This is a genomic window from Vreelandella zhaodongensis (assembly GCF_013415115.1).
Taxonomy (GTDB): Bacteria; Pseudomonadota; Gammaproteobacteria; order Pseudomonadales; family Halomonadaceae; genus Vreelandella; species Vreelandella zhaodongensis.
Genome location: NZ_JACCDD010000007.1, coordinates 133,317 through 155,076 on the forward strand (window position 1 = coordinate 133,317; position 21,760 = coordinate 155,076).

Below are 21,760 nucleotides of genomic sequence, written 5' to 3' on the forward strand. Positions count from 1 at the left end.
GGCGTGGGGAAGACATGGCGCGCCAGGACGCCGTCGGTGCTGACGCGGAAACACCCCCACGGGCGTGGGGAAGACGCAACTTTCACCGCAATGCACGCTTTGGAATTAGAAACACCCCCACGGGCGTGGGGAAGACAGCGATGCGAGAGCACCAGCAAAACCGGAAACAGAAACACCCCCACGGGCGTGGGGAAGACCGAGAGGTCACTTTGAGCTCGAAGACAACCCTAGAAACACCCCCACGGGCGTGGGGAAGACTGCATTCACGCGCCGAAACGCGAACAACGTTGAGAAACACCCCCACGGGCGTGGGGAAGACGAACCAGCCTTCAAACAGCTGAAATTCTGGGTAGAAACACCCCCACGGGCGTGGGGAAGACCCGAAACAAAAGATGACGCTTTTTGGAAGCCTAGAAACACCCCCACGGGCGTGGGGAAGACTTGCGGGCGCTATGCAGTCAATGCATTCATCTGGAAACACCCCCACGGGCGTGGGGAAGACGGTTGTTAAACTATGGAACATAAATCCGTCGAGGAAACACCCCCACGGGCGTGGGGAAGACTTACCGGCGTGGTCGAAACGGTGGAGTGCCGCGGAAACACCCCCACGGGCGTGGGGAAGACAATGCGGATGCGGAAGAGCTCGTTGATATGGCAGAAACACCCCCACGGGCGTGGGGAAGACATAACGTGATTCATGTACGCCGCTGATTCACGAGAAACACCCCCACGGGCGTGGGGAAGACGTCGCGGTCGCGGGGATCGTTACTCCCGATGGGGGAAACACCCCCACGGGCGTGGGGAAGACAGACGTTAAACACGCTAATTCGTAAGAAAGTGGGAAACACCCCCACGGGCGTGGGGAAGACCCCGAGCGCAACGCACAGCATCATCTCGATGTAGAAACACCCCCACGGGCGTGGGGAAGACGCCTGCTTCCTGATAATCGTCAGGGCGCACTGGGAAACACCCCCACGGGCGTGGGGAAGACGTACCTGAGCATATGACTATGACGCCAATAACAGAAACACCCCCACGGGCGTGGGGAAGACGTCATTGCTGACGCTTGCGCTACGTCCCATACAGAAACACCCCCACGGGCGTGGGGAAGACTCTACTAATGCGGGATGATGCGAATACCCCATAGAAACACCCCCACGGGCGTGGGGAAGACGTATATCATACGTCATTAAATATTCTGCCAATAGAAACACCCCCACGGGCGTGGGGAAGACACCACGACCGCCACAGCGGGCCGCGCTTAGTAAGAAACACCCCCACGGGCGTGGGGAAGACTTACGCTCGCCATCGATCCAGATGCTCAGCCCGGAAACACCCCCACGGGCGTGGGGAAGACCGATGCAAAACGAGCGTCGGCCGTATGTGCTGGGAAACACCCCCACGGGCGTGGGGAAGACTCAACGAGATTCTTTAGTTTTAAAGTTAAAGGAGAAACACCCCCACGGGCGTGGGGAAGACCTTTGGTACCTTTACGGTACTTTTTCGGCAAAAGAAACACCCCCACGGGCGTGGGGAAGACACATGTAAAGCGCGACGCTGTAACGACCAAATGGAAACACCCCCACGGGCGTGGGGAAGACACGGTCTACATCTTGAGTGCGCACCATGTAATGGAAACACCCCCACGGGCGTGGGGAAGACGACTATGACCACCGTAAAAGGGTCGACGTAATGGAAACACCCCCACGGGCGTGGGGAAGACGCGCCATATCTTGGTTCCTGCAGTAAAGATGGAGAAACACCCCCACGGGCGTGGGGAAGACAACGCCGCTAAACTATCGGGTAGCGTCAGCATGGAAACACCCCCACGGGCGTGGGGAAGACCGTGGATATGAAAAGCAGCACGCTGATAGCTAAGAAACACCCCCACGGGCGTGGGGAAGACGTGTGTGTGTGTGTGTGTGTGTGTGTGGAAACACCCCCACGGGCGTGGGGAAGACCCTGTGTCTAAATCAGTGCTAACAAACGCTTTAGAAACACCCCCACGGGCGTGGGGAAGACCGTACTGACCTGGGCCATCAGGAAACCGCATCAGAAACACCCCCACGGGCGTGGGGAAGACACGGTGTATGTAACCGTTGGCGGGATAACCCTGGAAACACCCCCACGGGCGTGGGGAAGACAGAAGAAATAGCGCCATTGCGTGAAGCCTGCCAGAAACACCCCCACGGGCGTGGGGAAGACGCATTTACCCGCTATCAGCTTTGCCCCTCGGTGGAAACACCCCCACGGGCGTGGGGAAGACCCTCTTCGTCAGCGAGTCGGACGCTTGGCGAGAGAAACACCCCCACGGGCGTGGGGAAGACCAATCCGGCCCTGAAAACGCACGTAAGCCGATAGAAACACCCCCACGGGCGTGGGGAAGACAATTTTACGACTAAACGGCCAGCGCATAGTGAAGAAACACCCCCACGGGCGTGGGGAAGACTCAGTATAGCCGCTCCACTCATCGCACGGCTTAGAAACACCCCCACGGGCGTGGGGAAGACACCAGTATATTGTTAAAGATCCCCCTGTTAAACACAAGATATAGGGTTTATTGGTTTTTCAGTGTTTCAATAACTAACTGCAGTCCACTGATTTCTGTTAATGCTTTTCGTGTGGGCCCAACCGTTCGAACTTCATATCCCGGAGGCTTAGGTAAGGAACGAAAAATAACCACGCCAGATTCAGGCGGGCAATGCTGATACAGGTAGTCGACCACTGTTTTAGCAACCGAGTCTTTGACTCCCGACACAAATACATTAGCCCGTGGTTCAACAAACCAGAGCTTCATTCGTCCACGTACAGCGGGTGGCAAATCATTTGCGACGACCACGAGCACGGCTCACCCCCAGTATGTCTTGTATGTCATCTGCCAACCGTACGAGGAGATCCATTTCAATGACTCGCTCACGAAAGGCTGCAGATACCTTTTGCTTGTTGTAACGACCGGCCATGTCTCGCGTTAGCATGAACGCTAAATCTATACATAAATGTTCCTTATAAAGGTCGGCTAAATCATAAACAAACGGCAATGGGCTACCCGAGTGGATAAACCCGATATGTGGTGAATAGCCCATGCTATGAACTGCTGAGCATAGGATGCCGTAGAGCGCAGCGTTACTAGCCGTCAATACTTGATTGGTTACATCGCTGGTTTCGAATTTTCCTGGTACAAACTTGCGCCCTTTCCAACCTACTTGGTATTGCTCCGCTTTAGTTTGGTAAAGTGAGCGAACACGATGCCCCTCCATGCCCATCATTTCTTTGAGACTTTTGCCTTCCAGATCTGCATCAGGAAAACGGCGAGCAAACATGCGACGCGCGACTTCTACAGACTTAGCTGGATTAGCAGACAGCTCTATTTGTTGCTTAAGGTTGCGAGTATCTGCTGTCGGTAAAAAGCCTGCCGCGTAAAACAACAAGCTATCTTCTCCTACCCAACACACAGAACAATTCGCCGCGACTGCCGTTTTTACTGCATCATGCGTAATGCTGGTGCCAGGGCCTAACAGCAAAGCGTTGAGTGTTGCCACCGGCAACGGCACGACGTTATTTTCTGAGTCAATCCATTTGATGCTGCTGTCGTCTATTTCTAGCCTGCCTCGCTCTAGATAGAGAAATGGATATTTATCCTTTACCTGAGGAAGAGAGTCGCGTGTGACTTTGACGAACAGGCGTTGTCCCGCAGCCATGCCTAGCCCTCTGTTAAGACAGTTACACGGCGATCACGGTATAACTTGTGCTCACCAAACTGTACGGGGACATCATTAAGGGTCAATACCTCTCCTTCATACTCACCTTGCAGCACTTTGAATATTGGTAAACGGTTTTTTGATGTAGCAAGCTGCCGAGCCTTATCCATGGCCTGTTCCTCGTCTGCATGAATACCCTGCACAATAAACTCGGTCGGCACACAATTCTTGCGACCAAGGTACAGATCCCATACAGGATTCTGTAATGCCGCTTCGAGCTCGGCTAACTCTTCGTGCGCCCCCTGCAAGGCAACGGCAAATGCCATATCCTGCAGATAATAGCGATAGGTCATTTTGGAGCCTCCACCCACTGCCTTTTTGCCTTCGCTCGTTTTTGGAATAAGCAGGTTTTGCCACGGATCTTGATCATCATAGCCGCTGCCTACCATGTGAAAGTCCCGCATCAGCGGCTGGCGCGGCAGCGCTTCTCCCTGCTTGCCTGCAGGCACATAGGCCTGCACCTGCATGTCTCTTTCCGCCCAGCGGGCTAACCAGTCTGCCTGCTTACCACCAGCCCCCCGTGCACAGCAAAGCAGGCCTATCACGCCAGACTTGGTGGGGAAATCAAGGCTATCCCGGCGCCCGAATTTTGAATCATGGCCCCATGACTGAAGCGGGGCCTCCAACCACAGCAGCAGATAAGGATCATTCATGCCTGACCTCACTGCGCTGGGTTAGCGGCGATATGGCTTTGCAAATCACTTATCAAACTATCAACGCTGTAATCTTCATTTTCGCCCCAGTCGTAGGACCCCTGTTTTCCAAACAGCGAACCCGCCAGCTTCTCTTTTTTATCCAGCTCGGTTTTCAGTCTATCAATGCTAGCTTGGAGATAGCCGCCTTCACGCGCCTTGCTAACCGGCGTTTCAAACGGTACCTGCAGGCGCTGCCCTCGCCTTACCATCACGCGGGCAAAATCCCAGTGGCTGGCACCGGACTGGGTAGTCTGCCGAGCATTGGGCACGGCTAAAAACAATGCTTTAGTGAAAGCTTCAACGGCTTCCTTGAGGTCAGTCTCTCCCATAGTCTGGGCCAATTGGCCTAGATCCAGACTGATATAGCGATAGTAAGTCGCTGAGTTGAACTCCAGGCTACCCATATGCGCAGAGCCAGGCTCCTCCTGAAGGTCATCCAGTGCGGTAAAAAACTCTACTTCGTTACTGACTTTATGCGTCGAAATTGCATGCGAAAAAGCCGCCGCGGCTTCAACATTCATCCCTGCGGCTTTCGCTACCATACGGCCGAATAAGGCAATATCAAGTGAATCTTCAGCAGGGTTTAGTGCCTTCTTAGCCACTTTAGCAAGTTCCTTATCCTTAATTTTGCTATCGTCAAATTCCTTTTCTGCAGCATAAGCTGCAAATGCCGCAGCCTCCGTCTCGCTGACAAATAACAACGTATCATCAGTCAGTTGAGTGGCAATTTTAGTGCCGCACGCAGCAGCCTGTTCTTCACTGGCACCCGCTTCACTGCACGCTTTAATAAAAATTTCTGATGCTTTTTTTGTACGAATGCCAAGCTTGACGCCCAGCTCTTGCATGGCTAACCGCACTTGTCGCTTCCAGCATTGCGAGCTTACGCGCGCGCGCGGCACGCCACCGACAATCGCTGACTTGGGAGCCCCCACGTCATCCCTATTCAAACAAGTCACCGGAAAGGATTGAAGAATGTGGTATTCAATACGGGTACTGGTATAAGCGTTAGTCATGGCAGTTTCCTTGAATTTATGCAAAAGGGTTTTCAGTAATAGGTACGATTTGAAGAAGGCCACAGCCGTAAGCACGGGCGCGACCAATCCCCTGCATAAAGCTATGCGTAAACTGTTGTTTGTCAGTAACTCGTAACAGCCCCTGAACATGCGCCTGGCCAATGGTGACTTGCCGTTGATGCTTGTCCTTAAACTGCAGCACTTCTATTTTGTCGACTTGCAAGTGCTGGGGAGAAACGTCAAACCCCCAGCTTTTAGTAGCTCGCTCAGTAAACCATTGTGCGACGTCGTCTCGTCCGCGCACGGCAAACAGCTTACGGCTTGCACTATCTCGACGGGTTGGGTTGACGATAACCTTGAAGCGGTACTGATCATGCTCCAGAAAGCTTTCCGAAATCGGCTTGCTCAGCACTTTTCCATATTGGCCATCCACACTTGTCTTTGGCGCTCGATTGGATAACATCAGGATCTTGCGGCCTCGAAAGTCGCCACCCTGATCGGCGTAGAGAATGCCGCTGGCTTTACTGGCTACTTTGTCTGCTTCATCGCGTACGTCGTCATATAGGCTGTAGATCACTCTGTGCAGTGAGTAAGCGTCGGTGATACGCAGCGCCTTGACCGAGCGGCGATCCAAATGGAGTGCACTGGCCACCATACTCATGTTGCTGCCTCCTGTTTGTCGACAGGTGCAGACTGACCATAAAACTCCTGGGCCCATTGGGCTTTGGTCCTATGGCCAAAAAAACGCAGCTGACGTAGCAATCGGATGTAATCCACCGGTTGCCCTACCTTGCTGTCAATTAGGGTCAATACAGGACGCAGCAGCCGACACACCTCGGCTAATTCACTGCTTGCTAATAAACGGCGCAAACGTGCCTTGGCCTGAGCGCTGTCTCTGCCATCTTCATAGCAAGCTGCAATGGCTCGACCTAGAGAAAGCGTGCCGTTACGCTCAGCTTTAGCTTTCGCAATAGCTGAAGCCACAGTGACATAGGGGATACGTTTATAATCCACTTCAAGGTCTATACCGAGATAGCTCAGCGAACCCAGTAATTCCCAGCTCTGGTACTCCATCGCGGGGTTATCCGCCCGACGTAAGCGGGCAGCCAGGCCTTTATCCTTGAGGCAATGGGCAATCACGGTATCGACGAATTTTTCATCGCTGCTTTGGGGCTTGTTGGGTGGTGGCGTTGCTTGTGCTTCTTGCATGATGCTTAAGCCTCCTGCTTCAGGTATTTGCTGTTATTGGGGCGGCATTTGGCCCAGGCATCCAACTGCCTGGCGGTCTCCCGGGGACAATATTGGTCATAGGCTTGATGTACGTAGCCTGCAAAACGTCGCCGCAGCTTGTGCCTGTCATTTGCGGCTTGTTCGGTTTGGTCGCACTGATCAACCAAGTCCTGAAAATCCCGTTCACAAAGTTGCCAGAAATGGCGAGTGGCTAGCGGCGCAACTTTGCTACCATCTACCGTCTGCTCCTTGTAGAACCCCTGAACCCGGCCATAAAGGTTTTTGGCAAGGTCATTGATGGCATCCATTTCCTTTTTAAGCTGGCTGAACCATATGTCACCCAAAATGCTGCTATCCAACCAGACTTGCGACTCGACAAAATCATTGCTTCCCGAAGCATATTGCTCACCGGCATTGCTACTTACCCGTAATCCCCCTGACCAGATAGCAAACGCATTTGTCTTTTCTTGCGCTCGCCCTAAGCCGTTGCGTAATTGCCAGCTTTGAAAACCCTGTGAGTCCGATTGGCCAAAAAAACCAAGTAAAGATGTCAGTTCTCGCCAAGGCCTTTTTTCGGGGTCTACCCACAGCGCCTTAAGCTCTTTGCCCGAGTAATTGACGGCCGTGCTGGGATCCACCCCTCCCTCTTTATATCCAGGGTGCGAAACACCCTCAGAATAATGAATTCCATCTTCAGTAAGAAAGCAGAACCGGCAAACAGGGATTAACCTACCCATTAAGGCACGCTTAAGCTGTTTTGCATGCTCACAATCTTCGCCTTCAGGCATTTGTTCCCACGGTGCAATACCAACTCCGTCGGGATAGCTATTCATTTCCTCAAGCTGTCTACGTGTGAACAAATTCAGCCAGAGCGTTTTTGGAATATCACTACCAATTAAAAAACTATGTAGGAATCCCATATGTCCGACAGAAGGCCCCGGCTTTCCTGTAGAAGGCTTACCTTTATCATTTTTCTTTCCTGCGTAACCTTCTGTTAACACAACACTGTTGTCAGTTTTTTTACCGGATAGTGCAAACCCCATTAGCGTTAGCAACAACAGTGCTCTTTCACTATCATCCAGATGTTTTTGCACCTGTTGCTGGCTTAAAACCGTCGTGTTGCCTGTTGAAACTTCTGGCAACACCGCACCGTAAGACTGGACTCTGGCGGACTTAATCGCAGGCATCTGCAGAAACGGTTTGTCTCCATACAGGTAGAAACGGTCATGCCATTTATCCAGGTATGACAAACAGCGCTCGGCCAGCCCTTGTGCGCCTAAGGCTTTCCACTCAGCTTCATCTTTAGGCGTTGCCGCTGCTTGGGCAATCGCTAGAAGCAGTTTAAGCAGGGCAATTTTCTGAACTGGGTTGCCACCCAGGCTTCTGTATTCGGCGTTGCTGAATATTTGCCGCAGGCTGACACGGCCATAATCCGCCACAGGTATCCACGGCTCATCGATCAGATTAAAACGGCATTCCATCATCTATTTCCCCCTGTTCTTGATGACCCTGTACCCAAGATCATCGCGGTATTCCAGGGCATGCTTGTCGTGAACATCATTATGCTCAACACCCTGAAGACGGTCGGACGCATCCACCAACGCTACGCGCAAAAGGCTTTCATCTTCTGGCCAATCGGGGTTGCCCAGATAAAAACAGTGCCCCAAGCCGAAACTTTTGAGGGTCGCCATGGACAGAGCATTAGGTTTATCGCCTTGCGGCACATTAACAATCTGACGCATCAGTACTGCCGTCCGCTGACGCCATTCAGGCTTCGTCAGCTTATGACGCTGTAGGGGGAGCTCTAACTGTTCACCGTTCAATAATGTCAATGTTGCTGTATCTCCCGTACGATTTCGGGTCATTGCCTTTAGCAGCAGCACCTCATAACTTTCCGACTCGCTGTAGCGTGTCTGCGCCTTGCTTTCTGGCAGAGTGTTACCACCTTCCGAAAGCCCTATTCGCGCTAGCTGACGCAAGGCATTGAGCCCTTTGCGGTGACGGTTACCCTCTTCCAAGTCTCTCAACCAGCGGCTCATCGAGGCATTCTTTTCTGTTCGGCTACAATAGGTACGTTCAATCAAACCACGAATATCTTTCGGTAGATTGACGTGTTTAATGTCCTGCCAGACTTCAAGGCTACGGCAAAGTACATAAGGGCTATAAACGTAAGCGCTGGCGCCAAAATGAGTTTCCGGTGCTTCGATGGCTGCATCCAGCGCGGGTGCCAACACCCAAACCTTTGGTTTTGCTTCGCTGCAGCGCGGTGTCTCACTATGCCGCCACAAACGGCCCAGGCGTTGCAGCAACATGTCAGTAGGCGCGAAGCGGGTCACCATGAAGTCCGCATCAATATCCAGCGACTGTTCTAACACCTGCGTACCGACCAAAATGCGCCCTTGTTTCTGTCTATCTTGCCAGCCGGACTTGCCAAAAAGACTGACCCATTTATCTTCGATCTGCTGTCGGTCATTGGCCGTAAAGCGAGAATGCAAAAGACCACAAGCAACCCCTAAGTCGGCAGCACGGGCGGCAATGTCCAAGTAACGCTGTTGTGCATCTTTGACGGTATTTTCGATCCACAGAACCTGCTGACCTTGCTCTGCACAAAGCAGTACATGCTCAATTGCGGTGGCTTCATCTGGTTTTATAACGATCTCGACCCGGCTACTTTTACCAGCTGGCACACTAACTTCCTGCGCCATATTTTCTTCATTGTGGCTAGCTGTTATTAGCGGGTAACCTATTGATGTAACAGAACGTTTCAATAAACCTTGGCGACGTTCCTGATTGAGCGTGGCACTAAGAATAATGACGGTGCAATGTAGTTCACGTAGCAAACTGACCAGTGCATCCAGCAACGTACTTGTATAGGCATCATAGGTGTGTATCTCATCAAGAATGACAACCTTGCCTGCCAAACCAAAAGCCCTGACAAAACCATGCTTAACGTTCATCGCTGCCATCAAAGCCTGATCTATAGTGCCCACCGCAAAAGGTGCTAAAAGCCCTCGCTTGCTTTGATTAAACCATGCACCACCAGGACGGCCTTCTTCGCCCAGTTCAGTATCAAACAGCCAAGCATTAGCATGCAGTAAAAGCGAGCGGTGGTGGCATTCGTCTGCCAGCACAGATGCCAAAAAGCCCTGAAAACGTTCAAATATCTTGTTAGAAGTTAGTTGCGTTGGCAGCGCGAAATAGATGCCACTTGCTTGACCATTGGCCAGCATTTTGTAGGCGGCATACAACGCAGCTTCAGTTTTCCCTAATCCCATGGGGGCTTCAAAGACGTAAACGCCAGGCCGACTGGCTTGCTCAATCAATGTTGATTGTGCCAATCGTGGTGCAAACCCAAACACCTGCTCGAAAGAAAGGTTTTGTTGGTAGGAAACCGGCACGAACCCCGCGTCATCCAGAGCTTGAGTGATTTTTTCTTCCCAGGGGGCTTCTGGGTCTTCAAAGTGATGGCCAGATCCAATCCAGTCGGCCACAGAGGTTAACCCTGCCAGCAAGCGCGCTTGAGCAACTGACTCAATCTGTGGCCAGTCTTCGTCTAGCGACTCACTCAGGTTTTTTGCGAGTTTTTCACGCTCCTTTTGCCATAAAGTGCCACCGAAAACCTCCGCGTCCGCTCGCTTGCCAGCGAGATTTGGGGAAAAACCATGATGCTGGCCCAGAATTTCTGGTACGTATTCTGGGGCCCCCATTGCTTTGGCAGTGGCTTGGCTGACTCCAGCATGCCCGCCCCACGCTCTTTCCAGATCAGGATTGGCATTTGGCACCCTCTCCAGCGAGCAGGCACGCATGATTTTATTAAAAAAAGTTGGTGAAACTTTACCGATATCGTGGGTCGCAGCAAGATAAGCCGACCCTTTAGGAAAAATCCCTTGCAGAGGAAAGCGGTGAATCAGCTCTTTCGCCACTTCACCTACAATTTGACAATGACTTTCAACGCTTCGACCCGGTCGAATACAGCCACTGGATGCAGTAAATGATTTAGCGGGGCATGCCGCATAGGGCTTCACTTCAATTGATGAAACGCTTTTACTTTTTTTCCTGAGCATGATGCCCCTTATTTGTAATGAAACGCCAGCCTGCCAAGTGCCTAGCTTTCACCCTATAACACTTACTGCCTCACTCAGCGCATCACTGAAAAAGTTAACAGTAAATTTTTTGCATTTTCTTAACTCGAGAAGCTACTTCGCCTCGAAGCTCAGTAGGTTCTAGCACCTCCACTTCGGCCCCATAGCGCAGAATTTCCATCACTAATTCTCGGTCATCGGCATACGGAACTTTTAGATGATAGCCGTCAGCCTGCCATTGGCTTTCTTGCTCAGGGTGCCACTTTTCTTCAGCTACCCACTTAGCGGCATGCTCAGAAAATCGTAGGTGTGCAATATCTCTTGGCTTACCACCGAAAATCCCGAACCCAGCAAGCGCAAACGTATCAAGCTCCGAACTACTCAACCGGTGGCACTCTGCTTCTGTTATGCAAATATTTGATATTCTGTCCAAAGAGAACAGTCGCAATGCCCATGCACGTTCACAGTACGCCAACAAATACCAATTCGAGCGGTAATGAAGCAAACGCTGTGGATGAACACATCGACTCTGAGAGTCGCCCGTGTCACTTCTAGACTGGTAACTAAACTCAAGGCAGTGCCCTGCCAAGGTGGCCTGAGCCACAGGATCAAACACTCTGTTTTTTGAAATGCGGTTTTGGATAGGTTGAATTCGTATGCGCTCACTTATTTGCTCGGCATCGTGCCCTGACGCACCCAGCAACTGCTGTATTTTTTTCTTGAGAGGGTTTAGATGGGGGGAAATGAGACCGAGCTGAACATTTTCCAGAAGATGCTCACAAGCCAGAAGCGCGTGCAGTTCTGCTGGTGTCATCCAGAACCCCGGCAGTTCAAATACCGGTGCGTCAGGGTTATAACGGTGACCATTGTATTCTCGGCAATACTCCAAAGGCGCGCTCAGCGTATCCCTAAGAAACTCAAAATCACGGGTGACGGTATTCCGGCTGGCTTCCAATTCGTCCATAAACACACGCATGGGAACGGGATAATGCGCGGCGCGAAGAAGTTCATGGATTTTGTAAATACGGCTAAACCGACTCATTAGGCACTCCCTGCGCCGTTATCTATCGCTCCATCTAACCACCCTTCCCCCTTCAACTCCATTGATCTTCGTCATACTTAGGTCACGTCGATTCCACGCTTACCCGTTGCTAGCGACATGCTACGCTAGGCACTACTCCTCCTACGATTCGGTGTTTTCTCATGCGGTGTATTCGTCTTTCACGCTCTGCGCTGGTGGCTTTCGCTCTGGCGCTGCTTGCCTTTTCAACACAGGCTCAGGCACAAGCCCCAACGTCTACCGATTGGTCTACGTATGACGAGGTATTCGAAAATGGGGCGCAACATGCGGCTTGGTGGGATGCGGGGTGGACGGGGATTTATGCGGCAAGCCTTGCCATTGACGCTTATCAATCGAGTGAGGCAAGTAGCCGCGATGACCGCTTTGATGCGCGGGTGGGTGTGGTGAAATCCGCCTTGGCGTTGGGTGGCATGCTGCTCGACCGCCAGCCACATCAGGCGGCATTGGTTGAGTATGAGCGTTTGAAAGCGCGCGGTGAGCTAAGCGGCGTACAGGCGCTCGGCTTACAGCTTGCCCAGGAGGAGAGAGCGCGGCGCGGTCTGGACGCGCGATTTGGCTCGCTAGTGGTGAATAGCCTTGCCGGGGCAGTGATTGCCGCCGATGGCCGCGGACGAGATGGTGCGGTGAACTTTGCCACCGGCATGTTGATCAACGAACTGCAAATTTGGACGCAACCCAACCAGGCATCTCGCGCGATTAACCGTTTTCAACCGGCTCGTCTCTCGGTGGGTCCTGTCTCTTTGAACGGTGAGTACGCCCTGCTTGTCTCACCCCAGCAAATCGGCGCTACATGGCGCTACTAGCCGTGTTGTCGTTGCTTTATGTGGCGATATGCTGCCAGCCATTGATTTGCGCGCTTAGCGGTGCGAGTACGATTTAACATTGTCAGCACCGTTTGAGCGCGTAAAATATCGCCTCTTTTTTGGTTTCACCTAATGTTATGTTATAACTTATTTATTCGTTGTGAGGGCACTCAATGAGTGAGCGTATGCATCGCCATAACAAGGAAGGTCCTTGCCATTTTTCGCTGATGTCGCTGTCTGTTGCCAAGCGACTGGGGCTGGTAACGCTACCATTGCTAGCATTGTGGGGATTGGTTGTGTGGGCAAGCGGGTGGCCGCTATGAGTGAGCGTTCACTTTCGCGCCTTCAGTTGCATGATCTACACCTTGCCCAGGGTGGGCGCACGGTGCTGGAGCACGTGGATGGTGACATAAAGCCGGGGGCCATTACGGCGCTGATTGGTGCCAATGGGGCCGGTAAAAGCACGTTGATTCAAGCCATTATGGGTGAGCTTCGGCCTACCAGTGGTGAAGTGGTCTGCACTGTCGATAAAGCACGCCGTGCGTGGCTGCCCCAGCAGCTGGCGTTAGACCTGACCTTTCCGATGAGCGTTGAAGAGTTGGTAATGACAGGCAGTTGGCCAAGCCACGGTGCTCTGAAGGGCTACTGCGCAGCACATTACCGTAAAGGTCGCGACATCATGGCGCGCTTGGGCATTTCGCATTTAGCGCACCGGCCTTTGGGTGAGCTTTCCGGTGGCCAGCGCCAGCGGGCGCTGATTGGCCGCACGCTGATGCAAGAGGCGGCTCTGCTGCTGTTAGATGAACCATTCGCGAATGTCGATAGCGAAACCGTCGATGTACTAATTCCCATTTTTCGCCAGATGGCGGATGACGGCATGACCCTGATCGTGGTGCTACACGACATGGATCACCTTCGCCGCTTGGCCGATGAGGTGTTAATGCTGAACGGTGGCCGTGGCCGATGGTTAGCCCCCAGCGCACTTAACCATCAGCATCATGCATCGGCGCAGATCGTGCCCTTTACCATTGGAGGGCGCCATGCTGGCACTGCTTGATGCGTGGTTTTTAGCGCCCTTCGACTATGGCTTTATGCGTCGTGCCGTGGTAGGAGGCTTAGCCCTTTCACTGGCCGCTCCGCCGCTGGGAGTATTTCTGGTGCTGCGTGGTATGAGCCTGATTGGCGATGCGATGGCCCACGCTATTTTGCCGGGCGTGGCACTTGGTTTTCTGCTGGCGGGCTTTTCGCTACCCATCATGAGTGTTGGCGGCGTTCTGTTTGGCCTGCTGGTCGCTCTCTTGGCGGGGGCGGTGTCAAAAATGGGTGGCCAACGGGAAGATGCCGCCATGGCGAGCTTTTTTATTATCTCGCTGGCGGCAGGGGTCATGCTGATTTCGATAGGTGGTAGCAGTGTGGACCTCACCCATGTGCTGTTTGGCTCGATTTTGGCGATTAACTCCACTGCGCTGCTGCTGATTGCCTCTATCAGCACACTGATTGTCATTATCCTGGCGATTATTTTCCGTGCGCTGGTGGTGGAGTGTTTAGACCCTTTATTTTTGCGTGGGCAAAGCCGCCGCAGTGGTTGGGTGCACAGCGTCTTTTTAGGGCTTTTGGTGCTTAACTTAACCGCTGGATTTCAAACGTTAGGCACGCTGATGGCGGTTGGCTTGATGATGCTACCCGCAACGTCAGCACGTTTTTGGAGCAAGCGCCTTGAGGGCTTGATCGGCATTGCCATTGTGTTGGCAATGATCGCGAGCACAGGCGGTTTGCTGCTCTCGTTTCACCTGGATATTCCCTCTGGGCCCAGCATTATTTTGCTGGCTGGGGTGGGCTATCTACTGTCGGCACTGTTCGGCCGCTACCACAGCTTAGCCGCTAAGCTGCGGCGTAAAACAACGCCGCTTGCGCTTGAATAGGTGCCATCACGTTTTATGACTTAAATGGTAAGGAGTGTTGTATGTCGCTTTCCTCTTCCTCGCGCTGGCTTGTCGGTGTCTCTGCCATGCTGGCACTACCTGCGGCTATTGCTAACGAACGGGTTAACGTTGTTACCAGTTTTTCGATTTTGGCCGATATGGTCGAAAATGTCGGTGGCGAGCACGTTAACGTTACCTCGCTGGTCGGCCCCGATGGCGATGCTCACGTTTACTCGCCAAGCCCTGGCGATGCCCGTGCATTAGCGGGTGCGGACGTTGTGGTCTTCAACGGGCTACTATTTGAAGGCTGGATGGAACGTCTGATTGAGGCCAGCGATTACTCTGGCATTTTGGTCACCGCCACGGATGGTATTAATGCCCTGGAGTATGCTGGGCATGACGACCATGACCACGGGCATGATGACCATGACCACGGGCATGACGACCATGACCACGGGCACAATGGCCATGACCATGGGCATGACGACCATGACCACGGGCACAATGACCATGACCATGACCACGGACACGATGACCATGACCACGGGCACGATGACCATGACCACGGGCATGACGACCATGGCCATGGGCACCACGATCACGAACACGGCGATGATGACCCCCACGCTTGGCAGGATATGCAGCAGGCAAGAGTATATGTGGCCAATATCCGCGATGGTTTGATTGAAGCCGACAGCGATAACGCCGAAAGCTACCAGGCCAACGCAGAGCGTTATTTAGCTGAAATGGCCAAAGTAGATGCGGAGATCCGCGCGCTCATCGGCGAAATACCCGCCTCTGCTAGCGTGATTACCGGCCATGACTCGTTTGGTTATTTCTCAAACGCTTATGGAGTCAACTTCCTGTCGCCAGTCGGCCTTTCTACTGAAGCCGACCCTAGCGGTGCTCGTATGGCGGCATTGGTGGATGTGATTCATCAGGAAAACGTGCAGGCGCTGTTCCACGAGAACATGACGAACCAGTCCATCATTAATCAGTTAGCGGAAGAGACTGGGCTGCCAATTGCTGGGACGCTGTATGCTGATGCGCTAGCGAGCGAAGGCGAAGCAAGCACTTACCTAGGCATGATGCGCCATAACGCTAGCGTGCTACATGCTGCCTTGGCCAAACCGGGCCACGATGACCACGACCACGACCACGACCACGACCACGACCACGACCATCATGGTCACAATCACTAAGTGCAAATGTGAACTTTTGAATACCGCCCCCGGGCGGTATTTTTTTGCATTGCATTTTGCTTTGGGGATGGGGAGACTTGGCACCACCGTGTCGTTTTTTACCACTGCAAAGAGCCAACACCATGCGCCTAAACGCCGACTTTAGCCACTTTGCCTGTGTTACACCGGATCAGTATCGTTGGGTAGACTCTCCCAGCGCTGGCGTTGAACGCATGATGTTTGACCGCATTGGCGATGAAGTCGCCAGGGCGACGAGCCTAGTGCGCTACGCGCCTAACAGCCAGTTCAGCCGGCACACCCATGGCGGCGGTGAAGAGATCTTGGTGCTTGAAGGTGTGTTTGCTGATGAGCATGGCCGTTACTCAGCAGGCAGCTACCTACGCAACCCTATTGGTACGGGGCATACGCCACATATAGGCGAAGAAGGCGCGCTTATCCTGGTCAAGCTACACCAGTTTGAGGAAAACGATATTCTGCAGCTGGCCGTACCTGCCCACCGCTTGCCTTGGCAGCCGGACCGCCGTCCTGGCATTACGTATAAAATGCTGCACACCTATAGTTCAGAACGGTATGGCCCTGAACGGGTCAGCTTAGAACGCTGGGAAGCTGATACAGTCGTTCCGTACCCTTTGCTTAACGGTGGGCTAGAGTTCTTTGTCCTGAAAGGGTCAGTAGTCGATGAGGGTACGGAATACCCTCAAGGCAGTTGGTGCCGCTACCCTCCGGGTACAGCGCTTACGCTACGCGCAGGTAGCGAAGGCGTGCGGCTGTACCTTAAACGCGGACACCTATCAGCCAATTAAGCCAAGAAATGGCAGTAGGGTTAACAGCACAATCAAGGTCACAGCCACCATCACAAGTATCACTTGCAGAGGGTTCGCCACCAGTCGCCGCCACAGCGTTGGCGCGTCACCCCGAGCGACAGCTTCGTCATGCTCTTGGCGTGCCTTCGCTTGGCGCTCGGCCTGATACGCTGCCAGGGCAGCTTCCGCTGCCTCACGCTGATGGGGGTTACGCAACCAAATAGCATCAACGCCCAGGCGGAAAAAGCCCGCCTGGGTTTCATACACATCAAAGCCGCCCTCGTCTAACAGTTGACGCACTTCCAGTGCTTCTTCATCCGTGACATGGCGAAGCCGAAATAGCAAATGGGCCATATTAGTCGCCCATGGCCGCCATGCGGTCTGCTTGAATGACTTCAATCCAGTAGCCATCTGTGTCTTTAACGAAAATGACATCCTTCATTTTGCCCTGATCCGCACGTTTGACGAAGGTTACGTCGTGCGCATCAAACCACGCCTGGGCGGCTTCCAAATCAGGCACGCTGAAGCAGATATGACCAAACCCTTGGGGTTGCGCGTTACCGTCATGGTAGGCGAAATCTTGTTGGTGTTCGGTGCCCCAGTTATGGGTCAGCTCCAGCAGGCCTTTTTGGCTAAATGTCCAGGTAGTTCGGGCCGAGACCTCTTCCGGCACATTATCGCTTTCTTCTAGGTTGGCCAGGAAGTAGAGCGAAAACTGCATTTCTTCAAAATCCAACCGGCGTAATACCTGCATGCCAAATACCTGGGAGTAAAACGCCAGGGCACGCTCTGGGTCTTTTACCCGCAGCATGGTGTGGTTTAAGCGAAACCCTTGAGTTTGCGGCGCAGCAGGCGCAACGCCTGGGTGCTGTTCACCTTTAAACGACATGCAACTCTCCTAGTAGTGACAATAAAAGTGCTTAAAAATGTTTTTAAAAATGTGCTTACTACAATCTTCACAAAAGTGTTCAGCATTCTAACAACACACTGGACGTGGCGCTTATTTCACGCAATAACTTTGACGAACGGATTACTTTGTACAAGGCTTTAAACTGCTTGTAGCCACTATGTTTAGTCATGGTGCTTATGCAACCTGATGACTGCTTCGTCAGGGCGATGCCCGAATAATTCTAGCCGTGATAAAAGGGAGGCTGTATGTCTCGCGATCTTAATGTCCTGGGTGAGCCCTTAACCCCTTGCTGCCATGACCCTAAAACCGGTTTTTATCGCGATGGGTTTTGCCGTCTTGGTCCTGATGATGTGGGCATTCACTCGGTATGTGCGATGGTCACCGAAGCGTTTTTGGCGTTTTCCCGCGCTCAAGGAAACGATCTTGTAACACCGCGCCCTGACTATGGCTTCCCCGGCCTAATACCTGGGGACCGCTGGTGTTTGTGCGCCCATCGCTGGCAGGAGGCTGCCCAGGTAGGGTTAGCCCCACCGGTTCTGCTTTCCGGCACCAATGCAAAAACGCTGGAAGTGATTCCGCTGAGAACACTTCAGCAGCATGCGTTGGACGCAGTTCATTAAGACTCAACCACTCTTCCCCCCTGGAAACCCTACGCAAACCCTCTACACTACTATATCAACACCTTTACAGAACCAACGCCTTTACAGACAGGCGATGCCTCGTTGATGGCACCCAAACGGAGTTTGTCATGACTGCAATTGATATGACCCTTGGCGACCGCCTAACATTAAAACAACTGGCTCATGCCATACACAATGGCTTTTCACCGATTATAGAGGTCGAGTCGATGGACGGCATTTACAAGGTTCGCTTTCATCACGCCAACGGCGTATCTGATTTGTGTAACAATGAAGGCCACGTCAGTACATTTTTAGGCACCGGTGAAATCCGCGATACGCTTGGTCAGTTGGGCTTTACCCATGGCGTGCTTACTTTTGCCGACCAATGTGGCGATGAAATGATTGGCGTCGAGGGCAAGGCGATGACGCCTGATGAAATGCTCACCTACGGCACACGTATCTCTTTCCGCTGACAGTTGCTTGTAAAACGCCAGGCTTTACAGACTGGCCTGAGCCAAGGATAGTATTTCCCCGCGATGATCTCCCTATCCTTTCAGCTGGAGGCGGTGCATGCCGTTTGATCTTTCTCTATATTTGGTGACCGATACAGCACTGTGCGACCCTCTGGGCATTGAAAAAACGGTTGAGGCCGCCATACAAGGCGGCATTACGATGGTGCAGCTGCGAGATAAACACGCCAGTGATGAACATATGATCGCCCAGGCCAAACGTCTCAAAGCGATGCTGGCAGGCAGTGGCGTGCCGCTGATCATTAATGATCGTTTGAACGTGGCGTTAGCCAGCCAAGCCGATGGCTTACATGTCGGCCAAAGCGATATGGCCGTTCAAGAAGCACGACATGCACTAGGCCAGCACGCCATTATCGGGCTTTCGATTAATACACTTGACCAGCTACAGGGCGCGCCCGTCGAGCTGCTTGATTACGTCGGTTTAGGCCCTGTATTTGCGACTGGCAGTAAACAAGACCACGCCCAGCCAATTGGCTTTGACGGGCTGGCACGGCTTGCCAGCGTTTGCCAACTTCCCAGTGTCGCCATTGGTGGGCTAAAAGCTGAACACACTGCCCAGGTGAAAACCGCTGGGGCAAGCGGCATAGCAGTTATCTCGGCTATCTGCGGTCAGCCAGACCCACGCCTGGCAGCACAGGCCTTTTTTTCGGGCCGTTATTAACAACCGCTCTTGCTCTTAAGCACGCGTTAAGCAACAGGAACACCGAGCTGAACAGCCGCAATAGAGCCTGCTGGCTTAAGATCGCGCATTAAAAGCGCAAACTCAATCTGCTCAGGGCTAATGCTGACACCTGGCACCGGGAGGCGTACCCGATGCCCCGAGCCAGGTGCAGCGCGCTGGGCTTCGCCGCGCACGTTCTCCATGTGTTCAAGCACGAAGCGGTGATTGCCATTTGGCAGCATGAGCTCCATGCTATCGCCCACTTCAAAGCGATTTTTAACCTCAATGTCCAACCAGCCACGAATGGGATCGTAGCCCAACACTTCACCAACAAACTGTTGGTGCACACCAATGGAGCTACCCTGCTCATAACTTTGAAACTCATCGTGCACATGACGACGATAGAAGCCTTCGGTATACCCTCTGTTGGCTAAGTTCTCCAGCTCATCCATAAGCCCCATGTTAAAAGGACGGCCTGCAACGGCGTCATCAATTGCACGGCGGTAAACCTGTGCGGTTCGTGCAACGTAGTAATGGGATTTTGTCCGCCCTTCGATCTTGAGCGATGCCACCCCCATTTCTGTCAGGCGAGCCACGTGCTGTACTGCACGCAAATCCTTGGAATTCATAATGTAGGTGCCGTGTTCATCTTCATACACAGGCATCAGCTTGCCAGGGCGAGTGACGTCTTCAATCAGCGCCGAGAGTTCGTCCTGATCGGCTCCCGCCGTGTCACCACCCTGTTGGGCCGGTATCAGGTCGCCCGTATCATCCTGGGTAGCTGCTATGGTGTTGTATTTCCAACGGCATGCATTGGTGCAGGTGCCTTGGTTGGGGTCGCGGTGGTTGAAATAGCCCGATAGCAGGCAGCGTCCAGAGTAGGCAATGCATAGCGCACCATGAACGAAGGTTTCGATCTCTAAACTGGGGCACTGGGCACGTATTTCGCCAATCTCTTCAAGGGATAGCTCCCGAGACAAAATGATACGACTGATGCCCTGGCGCTGCCAGAATTGTGCGGCAGCCCAATTCACTACATTGGACTGCACCGACAGGTGGATTTCTTGATCTGGCCAGCGATCGCGAATCATCATAATCAAACCGGGGTCTGACATAATCAGCGCATCAGGACCGGCCTCAATCACCGGTTCCATATCCCGAAGATAGGTTTTCAACTTGCTGTTGTGCGGGGCAATGTTGGAAGCAACATAGAACTTCTTGCCTCGCGCATGAGCGTACTCAATACCACGGTGCAAATTATCGATCTTAAAATCGTTATTACGCACTCGAAGTGAATAGCGCGGCTGACCCGCGTAGACCGCGTCTGCCCCATAGGCAAACGCGTAACGCATATTTTTAAAGGTACCCGCAGGCGAGAGTAATTCGGGAGCTTGCATAGACAGTCACCGTTATCAGGACGATGGCGCAAGTGCGCGGTGTTGAACGTGCCGGATTATAACCAGCTCACACACTCTGTCTTGCTCAGCCGCCTACTTTGCTGACCCAGATCAAAAAGTAACGATCACAGGCATCTATTGACGACATACGCCTATTAATAACAGCAGCGTTTCACGCCGTTGGGCGGGGTTTCAGCGTCGTGCGGCGGTCATGGTAGGCAATCGCTAACCCGCTGCCCATAATCAGCGCACTACCCACCCATACCCATAGATCAGGCAGTTCTCCCCAGAACCACCAGCCTAGTAGTACTGCCCAGAGCATCGCCGTGTAATCAAATGGCGCGGCAATCGCCGCAGGCGCGAAACGGAAGGCCAGGGTAATAAACGCGGTCGCTCCAATGCCTAACACACCGGCAGCCAAAAACCCAAGCCAGTGCCAGGGCTCTGGCGTCTGCCATACCCAGGGTAAGCTGATCGCAGTGATGACAAATGGCACTAACGTCATGTAAAACACCATCGCCCACAGATGCTCCCGGGCGCCATAGCGCCGCGCGGTAATCATCATGAGCGCATAAAAAAAGGCGGCTCCCAACAGCGTTAGCGTACCTAACTGGAACGCATCCCCTCCGGGGCGAACCACAACCAATACCCCTACAAAGCCAGCAATCGATGCGATTAATACAGGAGGGGCAATACGTTCACCTAGCAAGGGTACCGACAGCAGCGTCACAAACAGTGGCGCCACAAAGGCAATCGCCGTGGCCTCGGCGAGCGGCAGCAACGTGAGCCCCCATACAAAACACACCATCGTGGCGGTATAGATCAGTCCCCTTAACAGATGCACACCAGGACGCTTGGTGCGCAACTTTCGTAGCCCGCCGGCGAAATAGGCCAACAATGCGATGAGCGGCAATGACACTAACGTTCGGAAAAAAATAATCTGCAGCGGCGAGTGCACTTCTCCAAGCCACTTCGCTACCGCATCGCCAAGCGCTAAGAACAAGACACCCAAACACATGCAGAGTATGCCTTTTAACGACGTTGTCACGGCGC

21 protein-coding genes and 1 CRISPR repeat array (1 of these 22 running past the window's edge) are annotated in these 21,760 nt (G+C 53.0%); of the genes, 8 read left to right on the plus strand and 13 right to left on the minus strand.

Going from position 1 to position 21,760, the window contains the following annotated elements; genetic code table 11:
- Positions 1 to 2,510: direct repeats of the CRISPR family, unit length 28 nt; unit sequence GAAACACCCCCACGGGCGTGGGGAAGAC (it extends 1,905 nt beyond the left edge of the window).
- Between the two features lie 47 nt (positions 2,511 to 2,557).
- The 9 genes from cas2e to HZS79_RS13330 form a co-directional block, all read right to left on the minus strand.
- Positions 2,558 to 2,797 carry a type I-E CRISPR-associated endoribonuclease Cas2e gene (gene cas2e, locus HZS79_RS16985; RefSeq protein ID WP_371829574.1) on the minus strand — a complete coding sequence of 80 codons (240 nt, stop codon included), beginning with the start codon at positions 2,795 to 2,797 and terminating at the stop codon, positions 2,558 to 2,560.
- 25 nt (positions 2,798 to 2,822) lie between these two features.
- Entirely contained in the window at positions 2,823 to 3,698 is an 876-nt protein-coding gene (cas1e, locus tag HZS79_RS13295) for a type I-E CRISPR-associated endonuclease Cas1e (protein ID WP_179928114.1), read from the minus strand.
- 2 nt (positions 3,699 to 3,700) lie between these two features.
- Positions 3,701 to 4,411, minus strand: coding sequence for a type I-E CRISPR-associated protein Cas5/CasD (cas5e, locus tag HZS79_RS13300; protein WP_179928115.1), 711 nt, complete (start codon positions 4,409 to 4,411; stop codon positions 3,701 to 3,703).
- An 8-nt stretch (positions 4,412 to 4,419) separates the two neighbouring features.
- Entirely contained in the window at positions 4,420 to 5,466 is a 1,047-nt protein-coding gene (gene cas7e, locus HZS79_RS13305) for a type I-E CRISPR-associated protein Cas7/Cse4/CasC (RefSeq protein ID WP_172422481.1), read from the minus strand.
- Positions 5,467 to 5,482: 16 nt separating this feature from the next.
- The gene (gene cas6e, locus HZS79_RS13310; protein WP_179928116.1) at positions 5,483 to 6,127 is read right to left on the minus strand and encodes a type I-E CRISPR-associated protein Cas6/Cse3/CasE; all 645 of its coding nucleotides are present in this window, start codon (positions 6,125 to 6,127) and stop codon (positions 5,483 to 5,485) included.
- Complete coding sequence (gene casB / locus HZS79_RS13315) at positions 6,124 to 6,675, minus strand: type I-E CRISPR-associated protein Cse2/CasB (protein ID WP_179928117.1); 552 nt, start codon at positions 6,673 to 6,675, stop codon at positions 6,124 to 6,126. The genes cas6e and casB overlap by 4 nt, the downstream gene beginning before the upstream one ends.
- Positions 6,676 to 6,680: 5 nt before the next feature.
- Positions 6,681 to 8,180: a type I-E CRISPR-associated protein Cse1/CasA gene (gene casA / locus HZS79_RS13320; protein WP_218928009.1), complete on the minus strand. Its 1,500-nt coding sequence runs from the start codon at positions 8,178 to 8,180 to the stop codon at positions 6,681 to 6,683.
- The gene (cas3, locus tag HZS79_RS13325; protein ID WP_179928118.1) at positions 8,181 to 10,760 is read right to left on the minus strand and encodes a CRISPR-associated helicase Cas3'; all 2,580 of its coding nucleotides are present in this window, start codon (positions 10,758 to 10,760) and stop codon (positions 8,181 to 8,183) included.
- A 94-nt stretch (positions 10,761 to 10,854) separates the two neighbouring features.
- Entirely contained in the window at positions 10,855 to 11,820 is a 966-nt protein-coding gene (locus HZS79_RS13330) for a helix-turn-helix transcriptional regulator (RefSeq protein ID WP_179928119.1), read from the minus strand.
- A gap of 161 nt (positions 11,821 to 11,981) precedes the next feature.
- On the opposite strand from HZS79_RS13330, the gene HZS79_RS13335 reads away from it, so the two are divergent.
- The 5 genes from HZS79_RS13335 (at position 11,982) to HZS79_RS13355 (ending at position 16,589) form a co-directional block, all read left to right on the plus strand.
- Positions 11,982 to 12,662, plus strand: coding sequence for a hypothetical protein (locus HZS79_RS13335; protein ID WP_179928120.1), 681 nt, complete (start codon positions 11,982 to 11,984; stop codon positions 12,660 to 12,662).
- 319 nt (positions 12,663 to 12,981) lie between these two features.
- A complete protein-coding gene (locus HZS79_RS13340) occupies positions 12,982 to 13,719 on the plus strand; it encodes a metal ABC transporter ATP-binding protein (protein WP_179928179.1) in 738 nt (245 codons plus the stop codon).
- Positions 13,703 to 14,584, plus strand: coding sequence for a metal ABC transporter permease (locus tag HZS79_RS13345; protein WP_162217875.1), 882 nt, complete (start codon positions 13,703 to 13,705; stop codon positions 14,582 to 14,584). The genes HZS79_RS13340 and HZS79_RS13345 overlap by 17 nt, the downstream gene beginning before the upstream one ends.
- Before the next feature lie 41 nt (positions 14,585 to 14,625).
- Positions 14,626 to 15,786, plus strand: coding sequence for a metal ABC transporter solute-binding protein, Zn/Mn family (locus HZS79_RS13350; protein WP_179928121.1), 1,161 nt, complete (start codon positions 14,626 to 14,628; stop codon positions 15,784 to 15,786).
- A gap of 122 nt (positions 15,787 to 15,908) precedes the next feature.
- Positions 15,909 to 16,589 (plus strand): cupin domain-containing protein, encoded by a 681-nt coding sequence (locus HZS79_RS13355; RefSeq protein ID WP_162217877.1) that lies wholly within the window; start codon positions 15,909 to 15,911, stop codon positions 16,587 to 16,589.
- Here the strand turns inward: HZS79_RS13355 and HZS79_RS13360 are convergent.
- Together HZS79_RS13360 and gloA are read right to left on the minus strand one after the other, a co-directional pair.
- Positions 16,578 to 16,943 (minus strand): DUF6164 family protein, encoded by a 366-nt coding sequence (locus tag HZS79_RS13360; RefSeq protein WP_162217878.1) that lies wholly within the window; start codon positions 16,941 to 16,943, stop codon positions 16,578 to 16,580. The two genes, HZS79_RS13355 and HZS79_RS13360, sit on opposite strands and share 12 nt — an antisense overlap.
- Position 16,944: 1 nt before the next feature.
- Positions 16,945 to 17,478: a lactoylglutathione lyase gene (gene gloA, locus HZS79_RS13365; RefSeq protein WP_179928122.1), complete on the minus strand. Its 534-nt coding sequence runs from the start codon at positions 17,476 to 17,478 to the stop codon at positions 16,945 to 16,947.
- A 266-nt stretch (positions 17,479 to 17,744) separates the two neighbouring features.
- On the opposite strand from gloA, the gene HZS79_RS13370 reads away from it, so the two are divergent.
- From HZS79_RS13370 to thiE, 3 genes are all read left to right on the plus strand, one after another.
- Positions 17,745 to 18,119, plus strand: coding sequence for a DUF2237 family protein (locus tag HZS79_RS13370; protein WP_179928123.1), 375 nt, complete (start codon positions 17,745 to 17,747; stop codon positions 18,117 to 18,119).
- Between the two features lie 128 nt (positions 18,120 to 18,247).
- Positions 18,248 to 18,592 carry a hypothetical protein gene (locus HZS79_RS13375; RefSeq protein ID WP_162217881.1) on the plus strand — a complete coding sequence of 115 codons (345 nt, stop codon included), beginning with the start codon at positions 18,248 to 18,250 and terminating at the stop codon, positions 18,590 to 18,592.
- A 97-nt stretch (positions 18,593 to 18,689) separates the two neighbouring features.
- Positions 18,690 to 19,310: a thiamine phosphate synthase gene (thiE, locus tag HZS79_RS13380; protein WP_179928124.1), complete on the plus strand. Its 621-nt coding sequence runs from the start codon at positions 18,690 to 18,692 to the stop codon at positions 19,308 to 19,310.
- A 26-nt stretch (positions 19,311 to 19,336) separates the two neighbouring features.
- Here thiE and trhP read toward each other — a convergent pair whose 3' ends face one another.
- Both trhP and HZS79_RS13390 read right to left on the minus strand, forming a co-directional pair.
- Positions 19,337 to 20,707: a prephenate-dependent tRNA uridine(34) hydroxylase TrhP gene (gene trhP, locus HZS79_RS13385; RefSeq protein ID WP_179928125.1), complete on the minus strand. Its 1,371-nt coding sequence runs from the start codon at positions 20,705 to 20,707 to the stop codon at positions 19,337 to 19,339.
- Positions 20,708 to 20,879: 172 nt separating this feature from the next.
- On the minus strand, positions 20,880 to 21,755 hold the full coding sequence (locus tag HZS79_RS13390; RefSeq protein WP_338017227.1) for a DMT family transporter: 876 nt from the start codon (positions 21,753 to 21,755) through the stop codon (positions 20,880 to 20,882).
- Positions 21,756 to 21,760: the final 5 nt, after the last annotated feature.